This window comes from Williamsia sp. Y853 (genome assembly GCF_056786495.1).
This window is the reverse complement of sequence record NZ_JBXCJC010000001.1, coordinates 2,521,366-2,543,438: the sequence shown is the minus strand read 5'-3', so window position 1 is coordinate 2,543,438 and position 22,073 is coordinate 2,521,366. Positions and strand designations below refer to the sequence as shown.

24 protein-coding genes and 2 tRNA genes are annotated in these 22,073 nt (G+C 64.1%); 5 read left to right on the top strand and 21 right to left on the bottom strand.

The features are described 5' to 3' along the window. Window positions 1–26 precede the first annotated feature (26 nt). Both AC1TPF_RS11675 and AC1TPF_RS11670 read right to left on the bottom strand, forming a co-directional pair. Window positions 27–103 (bottom strand) — tRNA-Ile (locus AC1TPF_RS11675). Window positions 104–323: 220 nt separating this feature from the next. Beyond that, window positions 324–396 (bottom strand) — tRNA-Asn (locus AC1TPF_RS11670). A 190-nt stretch (window positions 397–586) separates the two neighbouring features. On the opposite strand from AC1TPF_RS11670, the gene AC1TPF_RS11665 reads away from it, so the two are divergent. Then, a complete protein-coding gene (locus AC1TPF_RS11665; protein ID WP_482134976.1) occupies window positions 587–832 on the top strand; it encodes a hypothetical protein in 246 nt (81 codons plus the stop codon). A 22-nt stretch (window positions 833–854) separates the two neighbouring features. Here the strand turns inward: AC1TPF_RS11665 and dnaG are convergent, their stop codons facing one another. The 5 genes from dnaG to AC1TPF_RS11640 all read right to left on the bottom strand — a co-directional run bounded on the left by dnaG (window position 855) and on the right by AC1TPF_RS11640 (window position 6,731). Next, complete coding sequence (gene dnaG, locus AC1TPF_RS11660) at window positions 855–2,801, bottom strand: DNA primase (RefSeq protein ID WP_482134977.1); 1,947 nt, start codon at window positions 2,799–2,801, stop codon at window positions 855–857. A gap of 49 nt (window positions 2,802–2,850) precedes the next feature. After that, complete coding sequence (locus AC1TPF_RS11655) at window positions 2,851–4,146, bottom strand: deoxyguanosinetriphosphate triphosphohydrolase (RefSeq protein ID WP_482137210.1); 1,296 nt, start codon at window positions 4,144–4,146, stop codon at window positions 2,851–2,853. Window position 4,147: 1 nt separating this feature from the next. After that, entirely contained in the window at window positions 4,148–4,624 is a 477-nt protein-coding gene (locus AC1TPF_RS11650) for a cold-shock protein (protein ID WP_482134978.1), read from the bottom strand. A 150-nt stretch (window positions 4,625–4,774) separates the two neighbouring features. After that, entirely contained in the window at window positions 4,775–5,275 is a 501-nt protein-coding gene (locus AC1TPF_RS11645) for a hypothetical protein (protein ID WP_482134979.1), read from the bottom strand. Between the two features lie 67 nt (window positions 5,276–5,342). Next, entirely contained in the window at window positions 5,343–6,731 is a 1,389-nt protein-coding gene (locus tag AC1TPF_RS11640) for a glycine--tRNA ligase (RefSeq protein WP_482143911.1), read from the bottom strand. 168 nt (window positions 6,732–6,899) lie between these two features. Here AC1TPF_RS11640 and AC1TPF_RS11635 point away from each other — a divergent pair, with 168 nt between their 5' ends. Together AC1TPF_RS11635 and AC1TPF_RS11630 are read left to right on the top strand one after the other, a co-directional pair. Further along, entirely contained in the window at window positions 6,900–7,229 is a 330-nt protein-coding gene (locus AC1TPF_RS11635; protein ID WP_482134981.1) for an ArsR/SmtB family transcription factor, read from the top strand. Next, entirely contained in the window at window positions 7,226–7,639 is a 414-nt protein-coding gene (locus tag AC1TPF_RS11630) for a Fur family transcriptional regulator (RefSeq protein WP_482134982.1), read from the top strand. Before AC1TPF_RS11635 ends, AC1TPF_RS11630 begins: the two co-directional genes overlap by 4 nt. Before the next feature lie 45 nt (window positions 7,640–7,684). On the opposite strand, the gene AC1TPF_RS11625 is transcribed toward AC1TPF_RS11630, so the two are convergent. The 13 genes from AC1TPF_RS11625 to hrcA all read right to left on the bottom strand — a co-directional run bounded on the left by AC1TPF_RS11625 (window position 7,685) and on the right by hrcA (window position 19,550). Continuing rightward, window positions 7,685–8,089: a hypothetical protein gene (locus AC1TPF_RS11625; RefSeq protein ID WP_482134983.1), complete on the bottom strand. Its 405-nt coding sequence runs from the start codon at window positions 8,087–8,089 to the stop codon at window positions 7,685–7,687. Then, complete coding sequence (locus AC1TPF_RS11620; RefSeq protein ID WP_482134984.1) at window positions 8,082–8,903, bottom strand: isoprenyl transferase; 822 nt, start codon at window positions 8,901–8,903, stop codon at window positions 8,082–8,084. Before AC1TPF_RS11620 ends, AC1TPF_RS11625 begins: the two co-directional genes overlap by 8 nt. Continuing rightward, entirely contained in the window at window positions 8,866–9,693 is an 828-nt protein-coding gene (recO, locus tag AC1TPF_RS11615; RefSeq protein WP_482134985.1) for a DNA repair protein RecO, read from the bottom strand. The genes AC1TPF_RS11620 and recO overlap by 38 nt, the downstream gene beginning before the upstream one ends. A gap of 63 nt (window positions 9,694–9,756) precedes the next feature. Then, complete coding sequence (locus AC1TPF_RS11610; RefSeq protein WP_482134986.1) at window positions 9,757–11,133, bottom strand: YhgE/Pip domain-containing protein; 1,377 nt, start codon at window positions 11,131–11,133, stop codon at window positions 9,757–9,759. Window positions 11,134–11,186: 53 nt separating this feature from the next. Next, on the bottom strand, window positions 11,187–12,107 hold the full coding sequence (gene era / locus AC1TPF_RS11605) for a GTPase Era (protein WP_482134987.1): 921 nt from the start codon (window positions 12,105–12,107) through the stop codon (window positions 11,187–11,189). Further along, window positions 12,104–12,478, bottom strand: a complete 375-nt coding sequence (locus AC1TPF_RS11600; RefSeq protein WP_482134988.1) for a cytidine deaminase — start codon at window positions 12,476–12,478, stop codon at window positions 12,104–12,106. The genes era and AC1TPF_RS11600 overlap by 4 nt, the downstream gene beginning before the upstream one ends. Continuing rightward, window positions 12,475–13,890 carry a hemolysin family protein gene (locus AC1TPF_RS11595; RefSeq protein WP_482143909.1) on the bottom strand — a complete coding sequence of 472 codons (1,416 nt, stop codon included), beginning with the start codon at window positions 13,888–13,890 and terminating at the stop codon, window positions 12,475–12,477. The genes AC1TPF_RS11600 and AC1TPF_RS11595 overlap by 4 nt, the downstream gene beginning before the upstream one ends. Window positions 13,891–13,896: 6 nt before the next feature. Continuing rightward, window positions 13,897–14,448: an rRNA maturation RNase YbeY gene (ybeY, locus tag AC1TPF_RS11590; protein WP_482134990.1), complete on the bottom strand. Its 552-nt coding sequence runs from the start codon at window positions 14,446–14,448 to the stop codon at window positions 13,897–13,899. A gap of 76 nt (window positions 14,449–14,524) precedes the next feature. Next, on the bottom strand, window positions 14,525–15,592 hold the full coding sequence (locus AC1TPF_RS11585; RefSeq protein ID WP_482134991.1) for a PhoH family protein: 1,068 nt from the start codon (window positions 15,590–15,592) through the stop codon (window positions 14,525–14,527). A 122-nt stretch (window positions 15,593–15,714) separates the two neighbouring features. Continuing rightward, window positions 15,715–16,491: an alpha/beta hydrolase family protein gene (locus tag AC1TPF_RS11580; RefSeq protein ID WP_482143907.1), complete on the bottom strand. Its 777-nt coding sequence runs from the start codon at window positions 16,489–16,491 to the stop codon at window positions 15,715–15,717. Beyond that, window positions 16,485–17,246 carry a 16S rRNA (uracil(1498)-N(3))-methyltransferase gene (locus tag AC1TPF_RS11575; RefSeq protein WP_482143905.1) on the bottom strand — a complete coding sequence of 254 codons (762 nt, stop codon included), beginning with the start codon at window positions 17,244–17,246 and terminating at the stop codon, window positions 16,485–16,487. Before AC1TPF_RS11575 ends, AC1TPF_RS11580 begins: the two co-directional genes overlap by 7 nt. Before the next feature lie 10 nt (window positions 17,247–17,256). Further along, on the bottom strand, window positions 17,257–18,420 hold the full coding sequence (dnaJ, locus tag AC1TPF_RS11570; protein WP_482143903.1) for a molecular chaperone DnaJ: 1,164 nt from the start codon (window positions 18,418–18,420) through the stop codon (window positions 17,257–17,259). Window positions 18,421–18,515: 95 nt separating this feature from the next. After that, the gene (gene hrcA / locus AC1TPF_RS11565) at window positions 18,516–19,550 is read right to left on the bottom strand and encodes a heat-inducible transcriptional repressor HrcA (protein WP_482134995.1); all 1,035 of its coding nucleotides are present in this window, start codon (window positions 19,548–19,550) and stop codon (window positions 18,516–18,518) included. A gap of 111 nt (window positions 19,551–19,661) precedes the next feature. On the opposite strand from hrcA, the gene AC1TPF_RS11560 reads away from it, so the two are divergent. Continuing rightward, on the top strand, window positions 19,662–20,096 hold the full coding sequence (locus AC1TPF_RS11560) for a type II toxin-antitoxin system VapB family antitoxin (protein ID WP_482134996.1): 435 nt from the start codon (window positions 19,662–19,664) through the stop codon (window positions 20,094–20,096). On the opposite strand, the gene hemW is transcribed toward AC1TPF_RS11560, so the two are convergent. Then, window positions 20,008–21,180, bottom strand: a complete 1,173-nt coding sequence (gene hemW, locus AC1TPF_RS11555) for a radical SAM family heme chaperone HemW (protein WP_482134997.1) — start codon at window positions 21,178–21,180, stop codon at window positions 20,008–20,010. The genes AC1TPF_RS11560 and hemW overlap by 89 nt on opposite strands. A 71-nt stretch (window positions 21,181–21,251) precedes the next feature. On the opposite strand from hemW, the gene AC1TPF_RS11550 reads away from it, so the two are divergent. Then, a complete protein-coding gene (locus tag AC1TPF_RS11550) occupies window positions 21,252–21,959 on the top strand; it encodes a potassium channel family protein (protein WP_482134998.1) in 708 nt (235 codons plus the stop codon). Window positions 21,960–22,073 lie beyond the last annotated feature (114 nt).

Genomic DNA, 22,073 nt, shown 5'->3' with positions numbered 1-22,073 from the left:
CGAAAGGGGGTCCACCCGCGAGACCATGGTGGGGCGGGCGGGGCTCGAACCCGCGACCTATGGATTATGAGTCCACGGCTCTAACCAACTGAGCTACCGCCCCATGTGCGGCGAAATCGTCGCCACAAACCTCGCTGATGCTACCGAGTGAGCGCCTCTTTCGCGTAACCCGCCCCCCGCCACGGCGCGTTGGCCATGCGCCGGCGAAGTGCGGACCAACAGCAGTCGACGATCGTGGACATCGATCACCGGTCCGTGGGCGACGACGGGTGCAAAAAAGGTCCAGATCTCTCGGCGGAAACCGGGTGACCTGGACCTTTGCGCTCCCCCAACTGGACTTGAACCAGTAACCCTTCGATTAACAGTCGAATGCTCTGCCAATTGAGCTATGGGGGAATATCTTGGCCCTTCGGCCGAAAAGAACTTTAGCGCATGAGGGTGGTTGAGTGCCAAATCGTGCTGGTGACAGGCATTTTGTAGGCCAGTTTCCCCCACCCTCGACGGGATCAGGCAGGATGGGAACACCACCCCGGCGGACGCACCGACGACGTCCGCTGCGCACTGCACCACGGAGGCCTGAGCACTTATGGTTCGATTTCTCGCTGCACTCGGCATTGGCTACGTCCTGGGGGCCAAGGCCGGCCGAAAGCGCTACGAGCAGATCAACCGGGCGTACCGCTCCATCGCCGAGTCCCCGGCCACCAAGAAAGCCGTGGACGTCGGCAGGCAGAAGCTCTCCGAGAAGATCAGCACGCAGCCGAAGCTGACGGAATTGCGGACCATCGATGAAGAGACGACCGTGCTCGGTCCGGACGAATACCGGAACAACTGAGCACGACGAACACCCGGCCGAACTAGGCCGTGTTCTCGTCCGGTCCCACGGCCAGCTCCAGCAGACTCCGCCGATAGGCCTCCAAGGCCACCAGATCGCCAAATAGAGCGTTATAGGCGTCTGGGTCGTCCCCTGGTGACATCCGGCGCAGTTTCGACTTCAGATCAGCGATCTGAGAGCCAACCCAGACTTCCTGGAGCCTGGCGAGCACGCTGCCGATGTACTTCGGGATCATGTTCTCCGACACCAGCATCGACTCGACCGCAAGTTCTGTGACCAACGACTCCAGAACCGCGCCGTCCATCGACTGACCGATCGTCTCGACCCACTGCGCTCCCCCATGGGATGCGCTGGTGCCCCCGGCAGCCTCGATCGCCGCCCGGATCAGCTGGTAGGCGGGCTCGGTGAAGCACTCCTGCGGCAACGAGTCGAAGACGGTACCGGCGATGGCCGGATACTGCAGCGCCGATTTGAGGGCCTCGCGCTGGGCCCACAACTTCGGGTCGGACGGCCGTGGCCGCACCACTCCCGGGTTCTTCGCGTCGATATCCGGTTCGGGCACCGAGGGGGTTGTCGTCTGCACCCGCCGGTCCCGCGACTTCGAGGTGTCGGGGGCACCCGACCGCGCGACCTTCGCCTGCCTGACGGATTCCTCACGCACTCGCTGCAACACCTGCGGGACTTCTTCCCAGCCCACCCATCCGGCCAGCTGGCGCGCGTACTCGCCCCGCAGCGCCACATCACGAATCCGGGCCACAACCGGTACCGCATCGCGCAGCGCATGCACGCGGCCTTCTGCGGTGTCCAGATCATGGTTGCCCAGCAGTGCCTTGACCGCGAACTCGAACATCGGGATACGACGGGCGATCAGATCCCGGACCGCGGCATCACCATGGATCTGCCGCAGCTCACACGGATCCATACCGTCCGGGGCCACCGCAACGAAGGTCTGTCCGGCGATACTCTGCTCGCCCTCAAAAGCCTTCAGTGCCGCAGCTCTTCCGGCGTCGTCGCCGTCGAATGTGTAGATCACCTCGCCGCGGAAGTAGCTGTCGTCCATCATCAGCCGCCGCAACAATGCCAGATGGTCTTCGCCGAAGGCGGTTCCACACGACGCAACCGCGGTGGTCACGCCGGCCAGGTGCATGGCCATGACGTCGGTGTATCCCTCGACCACCACCGCCTGATGTCCCTTGGCGATGTTCTTCTTGGCGTGATCGAGACCGAACAGCACCTGAGATTTCTTGTACAGCATGGTCTCTGGCGTGTTCATGTATTTGCCGAGGTTGTCGTCGTCGAACAACTTGCGGGCACCGAAGCCGATGATGTCGCCGCCGAGGTTCCGGATCGGCCACAACAGGCGACGATGGAACCGGTCGATCGGTCCGCGCTGACCTTGCTTCGACAGACCGGCCGCCTCGAGTTCGGCGAACTCGAATCCCTGCGTCATCAGAGCCTTGGTCATCGTGTCCCAGCCGGCCGGCGCATAGCCGCAGCCGAACCGCAGTGCCGTTGCGCCGTCGAAGGACCGTTCCGTGAGATAGTCGCGGGCCTTTTGGGCCTCCGGCGACTTCAGCTGTTCGGCGTAGTACTTCTGCGCCGCTGCGTTGGCTGCCACCAGCCGCGCGCGGGTCCCGCGATCACGCACGACACTGGTGCCACCACCCTCGTAGCTGATCTGATAGCCGATCCGATCGGCCAGCTGCTCGACGGCTTCGACGAAGCTGACGTGTTCGACCTTCTGGAGGAACGAATAGACGTCGCCGCCCTCACCACAGCCGAAGCAGTGGAAGTGTCCATGGTTGGGACGCACATGGAACGACGGCGACTTCTCGTCGTGGAAGGGGCAGAGCCCCTTCAATGAGTCGGCGCCCGCCTTGCGAAGCGCGACGTAGTCGCCGACAATCTCCTCGATGTGCGTGCTTTCACGGATTGCCGTGATGTCACGATCGGGAATTCGGCCTGCCACGCAGATCAGTCTAGGCGGAACTCCTTATGAGTCCGCCTGCCCCCGACGTTTAGCCCAGGTGGGCCGATGCGCCCATGTTCTGACGATCCATCCGCTCGAGGCGTCCTTCGGTCATCGAGGCGATCTGATCAACGACGACCCGCACTCGAGCGGCGTCGTCGGCTGCGGAATTCCAGGCCGGTACCAGCAACGGATCCAGACCACCGGGCGCGGCGTGGAGGAGCCAGTTGGCCACCCGGTGGATGCGGTCACGCTGACGGGCCTGATGAGACCGGTGCCGCGGATCGGAGAAGATGAACCGCAGCGCCAGCGTCTTGAGCATCGCGACCTCGGCGGCGACGATCGGCGGGACGACGAGGTCTGCCTCATAACGACAGACCGCCCGCTCGGACGACTCTCGACGGGTGGTGGTGATGGCCGCCGATGCGAACCGTCCCACGAGCTCACTGGTCAGACGTTTGAGCGCCACCAACCGGATCATGGTGCCGTCGTAGGCGCCGACATCTTGCACGATGTCCATCGCCCACAACCGCGCCGCGGCCTCGACCAGAACGTTTTCTTCCAGGTCCGGGAATTCCTTTAGGCCCACTGCGGCCAGATCGCGCTGTTCGGTCCGGTCACCGAGGCTGCGAAGATCGATACGCCCGGCCATCACACCGTCTTCGACGTCGTGGACGGAGTACGCGACATCGTCGGACCAGTCCATCACCTGACACTCGAGCGACTGCCGGGTATCGGTACGACCGTTCCGGATCCACGCCAGCGCGGCGGCATCGTCGTCGTACGCACCGAACTTGCTACCGGGCTTCTTGCGTGTCCACGGATATTTCAACGTGGCATCGAGCGACGCCCGCGTCAGGTTCAGCCCGACGCTACGGCCTTGCGAATCAAGGAGTTTCGGCTCGAGCCTGGTCAGGATGCGCAAGTTCTGCGCGTTGCCCTCGAACCCGCCGAACGCACTGGCGACCTCGTCCAGCGCCCGTTCACCGTTGTGTCCGTACGGCGGATGGCCGATGTCGTGCGCCAGTCCGGCCAGCTCGACCAGATCCGGATCGCAACCGATACCGATGGCGATGCCCCGCCCGATCTGACCCACTTCCAATGAATGGGTCAGTCGGGTACGCGGGGTATCACCTTCGTGTGGACCCACGACCTGGGTCTTGTCGGCCAACCGGCGCAGTGCCGCGCAGTGCAGTACGCGAGCGCGGTCGCGGGCGAACGCACTGCGGTAGTCATTGCGGGTGCCGGTCAGCCCAGCAACCTTCACGCCCTCCGGAATCGGCCGCTCTACGTCGGATTCGTCGTAGTCGGCACGGAGAACCGCGGGCGGTGTATCCGCCGACAAGTCAGTCAAGCACCCAGCCGCGAGCGATCGCGAAATCGGTGACACGCTGACGGATCGCCAGGATCTGGGTTGCGGTCAAGGTTCCGGAGGCATCGAGCAGCAGCTCGGTGATCTCCTCCGAGAACGCACCCGAATCGAGCGTCGCCGAATCATTGCTACGCGACGGCCGACGACGATCGTCACGACCGGCGCCACGGCTCTCCTCATGGCGACGTTCCGGACGTGCCCGCTCTTCGCGACGCGGACGCTCGGGTGCGGCACCGGCAGGCGCCGCTCCGGTCACCACGAGATTGACCGCCTTGGATCCACGGTCGGTCTCTTCGATGTCGAACTCGACCTCAGCGCCCGGTTTGAGGGAACTCTCGTCGATGTCGATGTCGTTGATATGCAGGAAGACATCCGAGCCGCCGGCATCAGGCGCCAAGAATCCGAAGCCCTTGTTGGCGTCGAAATGAACGATTTTTCCACTCACAGACACGGTTTACCCACTCTCTCGCCGCATATACCGACCTCACCCCATGTGTGGCCGAACGGCTTGCCCAACCTTCAGTATCTCAGATACCGGCCGGTTCATACACCCAACCGGCCACGGGCCTGCCGAATCGACTGCGAAAGTGACGCGCGTGGGCTAACGGTGGTCCTTCTTGGCCTGGCGTCGCTTACCCGCAGCCTTCGAAGAGGCCTCGTATTTTTTGCGGCCGGATGACTTACGCGTCGCATCGACACGGTCTTTGCCTGCGGAGATGACCTTGCCCTTGCCCTCGGCCGACCCGCTGAACGACTTACCGTCGCCTTTGGCCTGACCCAGGCGAAGGTCCTTGAGGTCGGCAGCGCTCTTCTTCGCAATCACCCCGAGCTGACGACTGACCCGCGACAATGCGGCCTCGAACACTTCGGCTCGGGCCGCATTGTCGGCGTTGGCGGGACGCGCGACGCCCCGGCCACCCTTCTTGGTGACCTTGGCGGCGCCCGCCTGCCGATAGTTCTTCACATGCTTGTTCCGCGCCCGCCGCGTGCGCATGTGCAGGTCGATCAGAGCGTCCTCATCGAGATCCGCGAGTTTCTTCCGTTTGGTCTTCCGGACCAGACGGTATTCCTCGTCGGACAATGACCTGTGGATCTTCTTCATCAGTCGCTCCGACCTCTACGTGTCAGCCTCGTTGCCGTTTGGCGATCATAAGCAATCGAAGCGGATCTCAGCAGCCGATCAGCCGGACTGCCAGGTAGTCGACAACCTTGTCCAGGGCGACGCGTTCCTGCGTCATGGTGTCGCGCTCGCGCACGGTGACCGCCTGATCGTCGAGTGTTTCGAAGTCGACCGTGACGCAGAACGGTGTACCGATCTCGTCCTGACGGCGGTAACGCTTGCCGATGCCCTGGGCGTCGTCGAATTCGACGTTCCAGTTCCGCCGGAGCTCGGCGGCCAGCGCCTTCGCCTTGGGCGAGAGCTGCTCGTTACGCGAGAGCGGGAGCACCGCGACCTTGACCGGCGCGAGTCGACGGTCGATCTTCAGTACCGTTCGAGTGTCGGTGCCGCCCTTGGCGTTCGGCACCTGCTCCTCGGTGTAGGCATCACACAGGAACGCCATCAGCGAACGCGTCAGGCCGGCTGCCGGCTCGATCACGTACGGCGTGTAGCGCTCGCCGGTGGCCTGATCGAAGTACGACAGGTCCTCGCCGGAGTGCTTCATGTGGGTGCTGAGGTCGAAGTCGGTGCGGTTGGCGATGCCCTCGAGCTCGCCCCACTCACCGCCGGCAAAACCGAATCGGTATTCGACGTCGACGGTGCCCTTGGAATAGTGCGAGAGCTTTTCCTTGGGATGGTCGAACAGACGCAGGTTCTCCGGATCGATACCCAGATCCGTGTACCACTTCAGCCGGTGATCGATCCAGTACTGATGCCACTGCTCGTCCTCGCCCGGCTTGACGAAGAACTCCATTTCCATCTGCTCGAACTCACGCGTGCGGAAGATGAAGTTGCCGGGTGTGATCTCGTTGCGGAAGCTCTTACCGATCTGGCCGATGCCGAACGGCGGCTTCTTACGCGACGTCGTCATCACGTTCTTGAAGTTGATGAAGATGCCCTGAGCGGTCTCTGGACGCAGATAGTGCAGTCCTGCCTCATCATCGACAGGGCCGAGATAGGTCTTCATCAAACCAGAGAATGCGCGGGGTTCGGTCCACGCACCGGGCTGACCGGTGTCCGGATCGTTGATGTCTGCCAAGCCGTTGGGCGGCAGATGTCCGTGCTTGTTCTCGTATGCCTCGATGAGGTGATCGGCGCGGTAACGCTTATGCGTGTGCAGCGACTCGACGAGCGGATCGCTGAACGTCTCGACGTGTCCGGACGCTTCCCACACCTTGCGCGGGAGGATCACAGACGAATCGAGCCCGACGACGTCGTCGCGGGAGGTGACCATGTTGCGCCACCACTGCTTCTTGATGTTGTCCTTGAGTTCAACACCCAAGGGCCCGTAGTCCCACGCCGATTTGGTGCCGCCGTAGATCTCTCCACACTGATACACCAACCCCCGGCGTTTACAGAGGTTGACTACGGTTTCCACGAGATTGGTTTTGCCTGCCACGGATCACAGCCTATCGGGCGCCGCGGGGCACCTGACGCCCGGCGGGCGCCCGCCTCATCGGGCGGTGCGAACCCGCGTCAGGATGTGCTTGTTTGACATGGCCGCTCACGCATATGAAAATGGTTTCCAACAGCCGCTCGATTCCCCCCGCCGCTACGGAAGTGCCCTGTGACAAGTCAGCACGCAACCCCGGCTTCCACCGCCGTCGACAAGAAGGCGCTGGACGCTGCAGGCGAACTACTGCGGGCACTGTCCGCCCCCGTGCGGATCGCGATCGTGCTGCAATTACTCGGCGGCGGCCGGTGCGTCCACGAATTGGTGGGAACTCTGGCGGTACCCCAGCCACTGATCAGCCAGCATCTGCGCGTGCTCAAATCAGCGGGTGTGGTTCACGGTGAACGCTCTGGGCGCGAGGTCGTCTACTCATTGGTCGACGACCATCTCGCGCATATCGTCACCGACGCCATCGCACACGCGACCGAGGAGAGCGATTCATGAGTTCGGGTACCGAACAGCGCCCGGTCACCGGTGTCCGCTCCACCCGACAGCGCAGCGCGATCGCCGAACTCCTCTCCGGTAGCGAGGAGTTCCGCTCGGCTCAGTATCTGCATGACCAACTCAAGGCCGCAGGCCAGTCGATCGGGCTCACCACCGTCTACCGGAATCTGCAGGCGTTGGCCGATGCCGGCCAAGTCGACGTCCTACGTACCGACAACGGCGAATCGGTCTATCGGTTCTGCTCGTCGGCGCATCATCACCATCACCTAGTCTGCCGAGAATGCGGCAGCACGGTCGAGATCCAAGCCGACAGTGTGGAGCAGTGGGCCACCGACGTCGCCGCACAACACGGCTTCACCGACATCAGCCACACCGTCGAGATCTTCGGTCGCTGCCAATCCTGCTCGTGACCTCGGCCCGCAGGCGGCGTGTTCGGCCCGCTCGACGGTGATAGGTCAGCCGCGGATGGTGACGCCGACGTCCGCGCCGGTCCCGAGCACCATCAGCAGCATGGTTCGCAGCGCGTCGTCGCTCAGGGTTCCGGCCGGAAACGTGTAGTGCAGCAGCACATCTGCGGTCACCTCGTGGACCGCCAGTTTGACGGTGCCGAAGTTGGAGGCACCAGAGGCGGCTTCCACGTCGGTGCGCAACTGTTCGGTGACCGGTAGATCCCACGCCAGCACCTGCGTCAGCGACAGCACATCGAGACCCGGCGCCAGCGCGAGCGCCCTCATCGAGACCACCGTCCCCTGGTGGTAGATGGTCAGCGAATCGTCGTCGCCGCGCTGCACCGACATCTCCGGGGCCAACAGCGCTGCGGTCCGCTCGATGAGGCCGGACTCCCCGTTGTCCTCAGGCACCGGTAGACCCCGGTACCCCGCCGAAACGCCGGTCCCGGCTCGCATACTCCACGCACGCGTCCCAGAGGTCGCGGCGGTCGAAGTCGGGAAAGAGCTTGTGCTGGTACACCATTTCGGCGTAGGCCGATTGCCAGAGCAGGAAGTTGGAGATCCGCTGTTCCCCCGACGGACGCAGGAACAGGTCCACATCGGGCATGTCCGGCTCGTCGAGATACTTGGCGAAGGAAGCTTCGGTGATCCGTTCCGGATCGAGTGTCCCGGCGGCGGCACGACGAGCGATCTCTTTGGCCGCGTCCGCGATCTCGGCCCGCCCACCGTAGTTGACGCACATCGTCAACGTCATCACGGTGTTGTCCTTGGTGAGCTCCTCGGCGACCTCGAGTTCGCGGATGACGCTGCGCCACAACCGCGGTCGACGACCGGCCCACCGGACCCGCACACCCATCTCGTTCATCTCGTCGCGACGACGACGGATGACGTCGCGGTTGAAGCCCATCAGGAACTTCACCTCGTCCGGGCTGCGACTCCAGTTCTCGGTGGAGAACGCGTACGCCGACAGCCAGCCGACACCCATCTCGATGCAGCCGCAGACGGTGTCCATCAAGACGGCCTCGCCGCGCTTGTGGCCTTCGGTGCGGGGCAGTCCCTGATCGGTGGCCCACCGTCCGTTGCCATCCATCACCAGAGCAACATGCTTGGGTACGAATTGCGGTGGAATCGCCGGCGGGCGGGCTCCGGACGGATGTGGATCCGGTGGCCGGACCTCTTTTACCGGTTCAGCCTGCTGCGCTGTGTTGCGCCGTCGCGCGATCACGTGTGTCCTTCCTGCCGGTATCGGCATTCGCACCGGCGGCCGCCAGACCGCGATGAGGGGCCTCGCGCTCGATCAGCGGCAACGTGCGTAGCTGCCGTTCGAGGTGCCACTGCAGGTGCGCCGCGGTCAATCCACTGGCCTGCCGCCGAGCGGAGTCGGTCGCCTCGGTGGTGTGTTCCCATTGGCCACGGTAGAGCGCGTCCATCAGATCGAGGACGCCGGGTGAGGGCGTCGCCGATCCGGCCGGACGACAGTGCACACACACCGAGCCGCCCGCGGCGACGTGAAAAGCCCGGTGCGGGCCCGGATCTCCGCAGCGAGCGCAATGTTCCAGCGCCGGCATCCATCCCGCGAAATCCATGGCCCGAAGCAAGAACGCATCCAGTACAAATTCTTTGGGACGCTCTCCTGCCGCGATCGCCCGGAGTGCACCCACCGTCAGTCGTTGAAGGCGGTCGGCCGGGGCCCGCTCTTCACCGGCGAGCCGTTCCGCGGTTTCGAGGACCGCGCAGGCCGTGGTGTAGCGACCGTAATCGGACACGATGGCCGAGGCAAAGGTGTCGAGGCTGTAGACCTGGGTGATGATGTCGAGGTTGCGGCCCGGGTGCAGCAGCAGATCGACATGCGCAAACGGTTCGAGCCGGGCACCGAACTTCGACCGGGTGCGCCGTACCCCTTTGGCAACCGCACGGACCAGCCCGTGTTCCTTGGTCAGCAACGTGATGATTCGGTCGGCCTCCCCCAGCTTGTGCTGGCGGAGGACAACGGCCTCATCGCGATACAACCTCACTTGGTCAGTCTTCCACTCCCCACCGACCAACCGCACCGCGACATGCCTGCCCCGGATTTCTGATCACACTGCTTCGTGGACTCCCGGGTGAGCGGCCGGCTCCGGTGGACGACGGATCAGCCCCTTGCGGTCATACAAGATGCAGGCGATCGGCCCGGCGATCAGTCCGACCAGGGTGAAGATCACGAACATGACAACGGCCTCGAACAGACCGGCATCGACATTCGCATCGAAGTACAGGATCGAACGCAATCCCACGAATGCCTGGTGCAACGGTTCCACCACGGCCAACCCGCGGACGAACCCGGGCACCGCCTCCAACGGCACCGTGCCACCTGAAGAGGGTATGCCGAGGATGACGAAGTAGATCAGATTGATGATCAGGCCGGCGTTACCGAAGATCGCCAGGATCGCATTGGCGAGGACACCGATGCCGGTGATCACCAGCACCCCGAACATCCACAGCGCCATCTTGTTGGGTGTGTACATACCCACCCACTCGCAGATCAGTACGTAAAACCCCGAAACGATGATCGCGACAAGGAACATCGCCGACCACTTGATCACCATCGTCCCGAGCCGCGAGGACGGTAAGCGTTCGCGCAACCGGTAGAACGGTCCTATCTCGAGCGGCGCGAACCCGAGTCTGCCGTCGACGATGGCGGAGACGATCATCGTTCCGGTGAAACCGGCCAGGATCAGCAGCAACCCGAGGTAGAAGGCAGTCAGACCTCTGCCGGCAGAGTCCGGAAGCGGGTTCGCCTCCGAGGCCTTGATATCGATCGGTTTGCTGATGGCGGTCAGACTGGCGCCGGTGACCTTGACGCCGGCCGCATCGGTCTGTTCGACGAGTGCGGCAGTCAGCCTCTCGCCGAACTGGGTGTTCACCTGCTCCATCGCCTGATTGAAGAACAACGTGGCGATCTGCACGGTGAACGCACCCGCTCCCGGGTTCGTCAACACCTCGATCACGGGCTGCGGGACCTCGGTGTCGCCGATCGCCGAACCTAGAAACGCAAAGCTGGCCGAACTGAAGTCGGCGGGTACGACTATCGCTCCGTACGCCTTCGCATTGTCGAGCCGATCAAGCGCGGTCTGGCGGTCGACGACCTGCAGATCGAACTTGCCCGGATATTGCTCGTCGACGCCGGCCTTGAGGCCCGCGATCAGCTCTTTGCCCAGATATTGCATCTCATCGGTGGTGCCGGGTTGCAGGGCCCCGGTGTCGGCGTCGACCACCACGATCGGAAAGTCGTCGAGGTACTTTTCCGGATTGACCACCGGCGCCATGTACATGAACCCGAGCAGGCCCATCACCAGCACCACAACAGTTACCGGAAAGGTCCACAGCTTCCACGACCGCAACTCCGCCGCAAGGCCGGCGTCGAGCGACCCTGGCGGAAGTTCGTGTTTGCCTTCCGGCTGTCCGGGTTCCGTCATACCGCCAATTCAACCCTGCCGGTACCGGGTCGTGGCTGCGAATCGCCGACCGGTCAGAAGCCGAGGCGCCCCATTTGTTTGGGATCCCGCTGCCAGTCCTTCGCGATCTTCACGTGGAGATCGAGGTAGACCTTGGCGCCGAGCATCTTTTCGATCTGCTTTCGGGCCACTGTGCCGACCTCCTTGAGGCGGGCACCCTGTTTGCCGATGATGATGCCTTTTTGGCTGCTCCGCTCGACGTACAGGATGGCGTGGACGTCGACCATCGGGATCTGATCGTCGCGGCGTTCGCGTTCGACGATCTCCTCGATGACCACGGCCAGAGAGTGCGGCAATTCGTCGTGGACGCCTTCGAGCGCTGCCTCCCTGATGAACTCGGCCATCAGTACGGTCTCGGGTTCGTCGGTGAGTTCACCGTCCGGATAGAACGCCGGACCGGGCTCCATCAGCCCGCGCAGGACGTCGATGAGTACGTCGAGTTGTTTGCCCTTGGTGGCGGAGACAGGAATGATCTCGCTGTCGGGCCCGAGGAGCTCCGACAGTGCCATCAGTTGCTGCGCAATGCGTTCGGGCTTGACCTTGTCGATCTTGGTGACCAGGCCGACCACGGGTGTCTTGGGTGCCATCTCCCGCAGTTGCTCCGCGATCCACCGGTCGCCGGGCCCGATCTTCTCGTCGGCGGGGACGCAGAAACCGATCGCGTCGACTTCGGAGTAGGTGTCGCGCACCAGATCGTTCAGGCGTTTGCCGAGCAGCGTCCGCGGCCGGTGCAGGCCGGGGGTGTCCACCAGGATCAGCTGTGCGTCATCACGATTGACGATGCCGCGGATGGTGTGGCGGGTGGTCTGCGGACGACTGGAGGTGATCGCGATCTTCTCGCCGACCAGAGCATTCGTCAGCGTCGACTTGCCGGTGTTGGGACGGCCCACAAAACACACGAAACCGGAACGGAAATCTTCGGACTGAGCTGTCATCGTTGATCCAATCGACGCGGGTTCCCGCCTCCTGCGTCCGCGACGATCGCGTACGCCGACGAGCTCACTTCAGTCAGCGCCGCCAGTCCGGGGTCCGTGTCTGCACGACCCCCGGTAGTCGCGGGACCGCCGACAAGCAGCCCCGCTTCGAGTCCTTCTGCACCGCTGGCGAGCGCCATCGCGATGGCCACCTGGAGCGCCGAGAGTTGTAGTGCGGCAAGTTCGACAGGTCCGGCCGCATAAGTACGTCCGTCGGAGTCGCGGACCGCGGCCCCGGAGGTCGCACCGGCCCGGGCCATCGCACCGCGGGCCAGGGTCAGCAGCTTGTTGTCTTCGGCATCAAGTTCCGATTCAACCGGTTCAGACGTCATGAGGCCTCCTCGTGCCGATCGGAACGTTCCGTGATCTCCGGCGAGTTGTCGGCCTGCTCAACCTGTTTCATGTCGGACTCGTCAGAATCCGGTGCGCTGTCCCGCTTCTTCTTGCGCTTTTTCTTCTTTTCGAGCTCTTTTTCGGGGATCTTGTGGACCACCACGGACGCGATGCGAACGCGGCCCTGCCGGTTGGGTCCGCCTTCGGCAACCAGCCGCAGGCCGTGCAATTCGACGGTCGCACCGGGCAACGGCACCCGGCCGAGCACGAGCCCGAAAAGACCACCGACGGTTTCGACGTCGTCCTCGTCGATCTCGACATCAAGTAGTTCTGCGAGGTCCTGGACCGGAAGTCGCGACGACACCCGGTAACCGCCGGACCCGTCCTCGAGCGGTTCGATGGGCGGTACCTCATCGCTGTCGTATTCGTCGTTGATCTCACCGACGATCTCCTCGAGCACATCCTCGATGGTCAGCAGACCGGCGACGCCGCCGTATTCATCGACCAGCACCGCCATGTGGTTGTGGCTGCGCTGCATGTCGGCGAGGACCTTGTCGAGTGGCTTGGAATCGGGGATGAACTCCGGCGCACGCATCAACTCCCGCACCTCGACAGCAGACGGCTGCGCAGGCGGAAGCAGGCGCTGGACAAGGTCTTTGAGGTACACGACACCGAGTACGTCGTCCGGGCTCTCACCGATCACCGGAAGACGGGAATGTCCGGAGCGCACGGCGAGCGAGATCGCCTGCGCGGCAGATTTGGTGGACTCGATCCACACCATCTCACCGCGCGGAACCATCACCTCACGAGCGCTGGTGTCGCCGAGGTCGAAAACCGACTGGATCATCTTGCGTTCCCCGGCCGCGACCACACCGGTGAGCTCGGCCATGTCGACGACCTCACGCAGCTCGACCTCGGTCGCGAACGGCCCGTTTCGGAAACCCTTACCGGGCGTGATGGCGTTACCGAGTGTGATGAGAAGTCTGGTCAGCGGCGTCAGGAGTACGCCGATGGCCTGCAATACTGCCGCCGAGTTCACCGCGATCGAATAGGCATGCTGCGCACCCAGGGTCCGCGGCCCGACACCGATCACGACGTAATTGATCACAGCCATGCCCGCAACCACGACCACGACGCCCCAGGCGGTTCCGAGCTTGTCCATCGCGTAGACGGCCGCGGCCACGGTGGCCGCGGTCTCGGCCGTGATACGCAGCAGCACTGTCAATGCCACGTACTTCGGCCGGGCGGACAGCACATCCCGCAACCGTCGGGCGCCGGGGCGGCCGTCCTTCACCAGGTCGTCCACCCGCGCCGGGGAAACCGTCATCAGAGCATTGTCGACAGCGGCAAAAAGTCCGCCTATGGGCACCAGCGCCACCGCAGCAAGCAGCGGCAACAAGTCAGAAAGCACCGGTGATCAGCTCTCCCCAGCCGGTTTGTCTTCTCCGAAACCGATGTTGTTCAAAAGCTTTGCGTCACGCTCGGCAACACGGGCGGCGCGCGCACGCGACCGGCGGTCGTCGTACCACTCTTCGATGATCTGGCCCTGGAGTCCGAACATCAACTTCTCCTCCTCGGGCTCGGCATGATCGAAACCGAGGAGATGCAGCACGCCGTGCACGGTCAGCACCGACAGTTCGTGATCGGTGGAGTGCCGTGCGTTGGTGGCCTGCTCGGCCGCGAACTCCGGGCAGAGCACGATGTCGCCGAGCATCGACGGACCGGGTCCGGCCGTATCTGGCCGTCCACCTGGACTGAGTTCGTCCATCGGGAAACTCATCACGTCGGTGGGCCCTGGCAGATCCATCCACCGCATGTGCAGCTCTGCCATCGTCTCGTTGTCCACCAACACCATCGACAGCTCTGCTGCCGGGTGCACGTCCATGCGGCCGAGCGCGAACGTCGCGACGTCGATCAGCATCTCCTCCGGCACCTCGATACCGGATTCGTTGGCCACCTCGATGCTCATGCCTGCCTCCTGGCGTCGCCGGGGGTACTTCGGCGTCGTCGCCTCGCGTGAACTGACAAACTCAAAGCCGGGATCCTCATCGGTGTCGCCCATTTCCGGCACGGCGCTGGGCGCGGTTTCCGTGCAACTCGTTGGCGGCCTCGGCGCGCCCGTACGCGTCGACAATGTCGGACACCAGGCGGTGCCGGACCACGTCGGCGCTGGTCATATGCGAGAAGTGGATGTCGTCGATGCCTTCGAGGATGCGGGCGGCAGCGCGCAGTCCGCTCTCGGAGCCACCGGCGGGGAGGTCGATCTGCGTACCGTCGCCGGTCACCACGATCTTGGACCCGAACCCGAGGCGGGTCAGGAACATCTTCATCTGCTCGGCCGTGGTGTTCTGGGCCTCGTCGAGAATGATGAAGGCGTCGTTCAGGGTGCGGCCACGCATGTATGCCAGCGGCGCGACCTCGATGACACCGGCTTCCATCAGCTTGGGAATGGCCTCGGGATCCATCATGTCGTGCAGCGCATCATGCAGCGGACGCAGGTACGGGTCGATCTTCTCGTGCAGCGTGCCGGGCAAGAACCCCAGCCGCTCGCCCGCTTCGACCGCGGGACGGGTCAGGATGATGCGGCTGACCTCTTTGTTCTGCAACGACTGCACGGCCTTGGCCATCGCCAGGTACGTCTTGCCGGTACCGGCAGGCCCCATCCCGAACACGATCGTGTTCTTGTCGATGGCGTCGACATAGTGCTTCTGGTTGAGCGTTTTCGGGCGGATCGTCTTGCCACGGCGCGAGATGATGTCCAGGCTCAGGACCTCGGCAGGCGACTGTCCGGAACCGTCGGTCAGCATGCGCACGCTGTGCCGGACCAGGTCAGGGTTCAACTGGGTGCCCCGGCGGACCACCGACACCAGTTCCGAGAGCACCCGCTCGGCGAGCGCGATGTCGGCAGACACCCCGGTCAATGTGACGGCGTTGCCCCGGACATGAATGTCTGCGGCGAGATGCGATTCGAGTTCTTTGAGGTTTTGGTCACCGGCACCGAGCAGTCCGAAGATGACATCGGGCGACACTTCGATTGTCGAGATCACCGCGCCAGGCGCCTTGCTTCCAGCCGCGCCGCTCCGCGCCCGGATCGCGCTGTTGTCATCACTCACGAAAAGTATTTCTCCTGCTCTGCCAGATTTGTCGGTGCTTTGATTCTACGTCCATCAAACGCCGCGATTCACATCAATATTTCGCGTCCTGTCAAGACCCTCATATCGCGTTGCCGAGGCCCTCATATCCCGAGCACCCGGACCGTTTCGCGATGCCCCCGGCTCCGCGGATCGACGAACACGTCGTGCCCCTCACCTGCGACCTCGATCAGCTCGGCCGACTGACCGGCCGCACCGGCGCGACGCACGTAGTCGCGGCTGACCTCGACCGGGACCGCAGTGTCCTCGGTTCCATGGATGGCCACCACGTGTGCTCCGAAGACCGGCTGGTCCACCGGCGAGGCATCGGCATATCGAGCCGGGAAATCGGTGATCGAACCGCCCATCAACGCCCGCAGGGACGGGCGGGACGTGCGTTCGCGAACCTGGAGGTCCAAGGGCGCGGCCTGGGCGATGACGGTGGAGATGGCCGACTTCTTGGTTCGGGCGCCGAGCCGCGCGGTTGCCCAGACGGCCAGCTGCCCACCCGCCGAGTGCCCGATGACGCTGACCTTCGACCAGTCGATCCTGCTCAGGATCTCCTCGGGCAGCGCATAGCGGACCGGTGCATCGAGTGCGGAGATCGCGGCGATCACATCGTTGCCGGTGCGTGGCCAGCCCCCACCGTCCTCGCCGACGCGGCGGTACTCGATGTTCCAGACCACCGCGCCGCGTGCGGCCAGATCACGCGCGACCGCGGTCTCGATGGTGAGCGCGAACTCGGTGCTCCAGAACCCGCCGTGGATGAGCACGATCACCGGCACCGAACCCGTCACCGGAATCTGAGGCAGGTAGACATGACCGAACTGTGAATTACGTTCCCCATAGGCGACTTTCACCCGTTTGACGGAGTTCACCACCGGGAGCGCACCTCCCACCGCGGCGTGAGGGCACCGATCGCACCGAGTGCCACCGCGGCCGCACTCGACGTGCGCAACACCTCCGGGCCGAGCAGCACTGCCGTGGCGCCGACGGCGGTCAGATCGTCGATCTCGGAATCATCAAGTCCGCCTTCGGGACCCACCACGAGCATGATCTCGGGAACATCGAGTTCCAGCGAACGCAGGCTGGTGGTCGCGGATTCATGGAGTACCGCAACCACACCCCCGCGCACGACGACGTCGGAGGCCATCGATCGCACGTCACTGGTCCGGGCCAGCGGGGCGATGTGCGGAATGTGGGCCCGGCGACTCTGTTTGGCGGCCGCAATCGCCGCCGACCTCCACTTGGCCACACCCTTGTCAGCCTTCGGCCCAATCCATCTGGCGACGCAACGGGCACTCTGCCAGGGCACGATCTCGTCGGCGCCGGCCTCGGTGGCGAGATCGACGGCGAGTTCGGACCGTTCGGATTTGGGCAGCGCCTGAACCACCGTCACCCGGGGAACAGGTGACGGGGTGGCAACGGTTTCCAGGACCCGGGCATGCAGCGCCGACTTGCCCTCGGTGGCGATCACCTCGCACAGCCCGGTCATCCCGGCACCGTCGCCGAGGATGATCCGTTCGCCGACAACAACTCTGGTGACGGTGACGGCATGCCGTCCTTCGTCTCCGTCAAGGAGGACGTCGTTGCCTGCGTCCGGCACATGGTCGACCCAGAACAGCGGTGGGCTCATCGCTGCGGTGTCAGCGCCCGGCGAATGCGTTGCGCAGGCGCGAGAACAATCCGCCGGTGTTGGACGATTCGCTGTTCACCAGCTCGATCTGATCATTCTCCGAGAGCTTGCGGTATTCCTTGAGTTTCGCGGTCTGCTGCGCATCGAGGCGAGTGGGCACCACGACATCGAGATGCACGTGGAGTGTGCCTCGCACGCCGGTGTGCAGATGGGGCATGCCCTGTCCGCGAACCTTCGAGACCTGACCTGGCTGCGTGCCCGGTTCGATGGTCACCTTGGTGGATCCACCCAGGACCGTGTCGATCTCCAGCTCGCCACCAAGGGCCGCATCGACCATCGGCACCCGCACGGTGCAGTGCAGGTCGTCGCCGTCACGGACGAACACACTGTGCGGTACTTCGACAACCTCGACGTACAGGTCACCGGCAGGTCCGCCACCGGGTCCGACCTCACCCTGGCCGACCAGGCGCACGCGCATCCCGTCGCCGACACCGGCCGGGATCTTGACCGTCAGCTTGCGCCGGGCCCGGACACGTCCGTCGCCGCCACACTTGTGGCAGGGGTCGGGAATGGTCTCGCCTGCACCGTTGCAGGTGGGGCATGGTCGCGACGTCATGACCTGGCCGAGGAACGAGCGCTGGACCGACTGGATCTCACCGGCACCCTGACAGGTCGCACAGGTGACCGGCTTGCTGTCACCGTTGGTACCCGATCCGGTACACACGTCACACAGCACGGCCGTGTCGACGTTGACTTCTTTGCTGACCCCGGCCGCACACTCGTCGAGGTCGAGCTTCATCCGCAGCAACGCATCCGACCCGGCCTGCACTCGTCCACGTGGTCCACGCCCGGAACCGCCGCCGGCATTGCCGAAGAACGCCTCGAACACGTCACCGAGGCCACCGCTGAATCCACCGTTGCCGAAACCGCCGTAGCCACCGGCACCGGCACCGGCCGATGCCAGCGGGTCACCACCGGCGTCGACGATGCGGCGCTTCTCCGGATCGGTCAGCACCTCATAGGCGGCCGAAATGTCCTGGAATCGGGCTTGGGCGGACTCGTCGGGATTGACGTCGGGGTGCAGCTCACGTGCCAATTTGCGGTACGCGCGCTTGATCTCCTGATCAGTGGCACCCCGTTCGACGCCCAGAATCCCGTAGTAATCACGTGCCACGGCGATGCGTTATCCGTTCTCTCTTCAGTTCCGGAAGTTCACCCAACCGGTGTCCGGAATATCTCTGTTTATTGGTCAATGTGCTTCGTTGCACGTCATCGGTCGGCGAGAACCTCGCCGACATATCTGGCAACGGCCGCGACCGAGGCAATTGTTCCCGGGTAGTCCATCCGAGTCGGGCCCAGGACTCCGAGCCCGCCGAATACTGTTCCCGAGGCACCGTACCCGGTCGAAACCACCGCCGTACCTCTCAGGTTCTCCTCGCGGGTCTCCTCACCGATCTGAACCGTCACGGTTCCGGTGTTCTGGGTGGCAGCCAGCAGTTTGAGGACCACCACCTGCTCCTCGAGTGCCTCGAGCACCGAACCCATCGCGCCTGCCATCGGCGCGAAGTCAGCGGCGGCACGGGCGAGGTTCGATGTGCCACCGAGCACCAACCGGTCGGCGGACCGTTCCACAAGGGTCTCGACCAGCACCGTGGCCACCCGGATGAACGGCTGGCGGAGATCTTCGGGCGCCTGGTTGGCCAGTTCGGCCACTGCATGCGAGGCGACATCGAGTCGCTGTCCGTTCAGCGCCGCCGAGAACATGTCCCGCAGCTGCGCGATATCGCGGTCGCCCAGGTCATCACCGAGATCGACGATGCGCTGTTCCACCCGTCCGGTGTCGGTGATCACCACCAGCAACAACCGGGACGGTGTCAGCGAGACCACCTCGAGATGGCGTACCGCCGACGACGAGAGCACCGGGTACTGGATCACGGCCACCTGCCGGGTCAGCTGCGCCAGCAATTGCACCGAACGCCGCAGCACGTCATCGAGATCGACGCCGGAGTCGAGGAAGCTCAGGATCGCGCGGCGCTCGATCTTCGAGATCGGCTTGACCTCGCTGATCCGGTCGACAAACAACCGGTAGCCCTTGTCCGTTGGCACTCGCCCCGAACTCGTGTGCGGCTGCGTGATGTAGCCCTCGGCCTCGAGTACCGCCATGTCGTTCCGGACTGTGGCACTCGACACACCGAGATGGTGACGATCGACCAGCGCCTTGGATCCGATCGGTTCCTGCGTGGCGACGTAGTCGGTCACGATCGCGCGCAGAACCTCGAAACGACGGTCCTCAGTGCTCGACACGAGCGGTCACCTCCAGCCCTCACGTTGGCGTTTGCGTGTTCGGTGAGGGACGTATTCGCCCTCACGGCGTTTGACCAGTCTACGGCGACCGATACCGGTTACGGTGAACCGGTGATTTTCAAGGGCGTCCGCGACGGCAAACCGTATCCGGACCATCAGCTGTCGATCCGCGACTGGGCCAAGATCCCACCGAGGCAACTCCGGCTCGACCAACTGACAACCGTCACCACCGTGCTCGCCCTGGACAAGCTGTTGTCCGAGGATTCGACCTTCTACGGCGACCTGTTCGCGCACGCCGTGCAATGGCACGGAGAGATCTACCTCGAGGACGGACTGCACCGGGCCGTGCGGTCAGCGCTCCGGAACCGGAACGTCATCCATGCCCGACTACTCGACCTCGACCATCTCTCCGCCGCCTCGGCCAATCCGGAGAACATGGACAGCACAAATGATCTACCTACCCCGCCAACAGGTTTCGGACGACGCCGTCCGCGAGTAGCCGACCACGGTTGGTCAGAACCAGGTCATCGCCGACCAACTCGATGAGTCCGTCGGCAATCGCCTGACGAGCCCGGGACTGCTCACCGGCGTCCAGTTCGGTCCACGGCAACCCACTCGATCGCCGAACGGTCAGCATCACCGTCTCGGTGTGCTGATCCTCGGGGGTCAGTTCCTCACTGCCTGCCACCGGCAGGTCGCCGGCGGCCACTGCGGCCGCGTACCTGGCCGGATGCTTGTGATTCCACCAGCGGACCCCGGCCACGTGCGAATGCGCGCCGGGCCCGGCACCCCACCAGTCCGCGCTGTCCCAGTAACCGAGATTGTGACGGCACTCGGCGCCCGCGACATCGGGTCGGGCCCAGTTCGACACCTCGTACCAACGCATCCCCGCCGCGGTGAGCCGCGAATCGATCATCTCGTACCGACTGGCCAGCACATCGTCGTCGGGAGCAGGCAGATCGCCTCGCCGAATCCGCCGGGCCAGCGCCGTCCCGTCTTCGACGATGAGCGCATAGGCCGAGACGTGATCGACGCCTGCCTCCAGGACTGCGTCCAGCGACAGCGCCAGATCCTCATCCCGTTCACCCGGCGTCCCGTAGATCAGGTCGAGATTGACGTGCTCGATCCCGGCGGCGCGTGCTTCCCGCGCGGCGGTCACCGCCCGGCCGGGGGTGTGGGTGCGATCGAGGACCGCGAGCACATGGCTTGCGGCAGACTGCATTCCGAGTGACACCCGGTTGAACCCGGCCGCCGCGATTCCGGAAAAGAACTCCGGTGATGTCGACTCCGGGTTGGACTCGGTGGTGATCTCGGCGCCGTCGGCGATGTCGAAGTAGTTCCGCACCGACGTCAAGACCTGTGCGAGCCCGGCCGCACCGAGGAGCGAGGGCGTGCCGCCGCCGACAAATATCGTCGAGACCGGACGCACCGGAGTCAACTGCCGGGCGGCCATCTCCAGCTCTCCGTCCAGCGCGGTCATCCACTGGTCCGGCGACGAGGCACTGCCCAGCTCACCAGGGGTATAGGTGTTGAAGTCGCAGTACCCACAGCGCGTGGCACAGAATGGCACGTGGATGTAGAGCCCCAGCGGTGTGGCACTACTGGACTGCGGAATCAGAAAGTTTTCCATCGTAAAACGATCATCCCAGGCACGCTGGTCACAACAAACTCAGGACGACTTCACGCGACAGGGGTCATGCCATGCCAACCACAGACGAGTCGGACACAGGCGGGTCTGGCACAGGCGGGCCGGGCACGCCTGTGGTGGACGCACGGAGGGCTGGTGCGCACGAGGCCACCAAACCGGACTGGCCGACGACCATGTTCGTCTGGGCGCTGGTGCGGTCGGTGATCACTGTTCTGGCCTACCTCGTCGCCTACTTCGTTTTCCCCTGGGACAGGTTCAGCGACTGGGCCGGGCTGTTGATCGTGATCGCATTCCTGGTCATCGCGACGATCACCGCGGTCTGGCAGGTAGGTAAGATACTGAGATCGCACGTCCCGGCCGTTCACGCCATCGAAGCCCTGGCGATCATCGTGCCGATCTACCTGCTTGCGTTCTCGCTGGGCTACTTCATGTTGTCGGACAACAATCCGGACCAGTTCACCGAAGAACTTTCGCGGATGAGTGCGCTCTACTTCACGCTCTCGGTCTTCGCGACCGTCGGCTTCGGTGACATCACCGCCGCCGTCGATGTCTCCCGTGCCGTGGTCAGCGTCCAGATGGTGCTCAACCTCATCGTTGTCGGGGTGGGGATCAAAGTCATCCTCGCCGCCGTGCAATGGAGCCGCGACATGCGCAATGGAAAGCTTCCACCTCGGAATGACTCCTCCTCACGGGTTGTTGACTCTGATTTGAAGGCGAAACAATCCGACCGGCCGACTTCCACTCAGCATGAGTCGAAGTAAGCCCAAGTAGACGCATCGAGGGGGGCCGTGGCACTATGGGCGACGTGACTTCTCAAGGGGTGTGGCTCGCAATGCGGCGGCACATTGATCTCAAGCGCGCATGCAGCGCGCTGT

What these genes read in the sequence shown, in the direction of transcription:
- AC1TPF_RS11575 (WP_482143905.1), bottom strand. Translation starts at nt 17,246, where the DNA reads ATGAGCCCACCGCTGTTCTGGGTCGACCATGTGCCGGACGCAGGCAAC.
- AC1TPF_RS11645 (WP_482134979.1), bottom strand. Translation starts at nt 5,275, where the DNA reads ATGAAGAAGATCCACAGGTCATTGTCCGACGAGGAATACCGTCTGGTC.
- AC1TPF_RS11550 (WP_482134998.1), top strand. Translation starts at nt 21,252, where the DNA reads ATGCCAACCACAGACGAGTCGGACACAGGCGGGTCTGGCACAGGCGGG.
- AC1TPF_RS11610 (WP_482134986.1), bottom strand. Translation starts at nt 11,133, where the DNA reads ATGACGGAACCCGGACAGCCGGAAGGCAAACACGAACTTCCGCCAGGG.
- AC1TPF_RS11600 (WP_482134988.1), bottom strand. Translation starts at nt 12,478, where the DNA reads ATGACGTCTGAACCGGTTGAATCGGAACTTGATGCCGAAGACAACAAG.
- hemW (WP_482134997.1), bottom strand. Translation starts at nt 21,180, where the DNA reads ATGGAAAACTTTCTGATTCCGCAGTCCAGTAGTGCCACACCGCTGGGG.
- ybeY (WP_482134990.1), bottom strand. Translation starts at nt 14,448, where the DNA reads ATGAGCATCGAGGTGGCCAACGAATCCGGTATCGAGGTGCCGGAGGAG.
- era (WP_482134987.1), bottom strand. Translation starts at nt 12,107, where the DNA reads ATGACAGCTCAGTCCGAAGATTTCCGTTCCGGTTTCGTGTGTTTTGTG.
- AC1TPF_RS11665 (WP_482134976.1), top strand. Translation starts at nt 587, where the DNA reads ATGGTTCGATTTCTCGCTGCACTCGGCATTGGCTACGTCCTGGGGGCC.
- AC1TPF_RS11630 (WP_482134982.1), top strand. Translation starts at nt 7,226, where the DNA reads ATGAGTTCGGGTACCGAACAGCGCCCGGTCACCGGTGTCCGCTCCACC.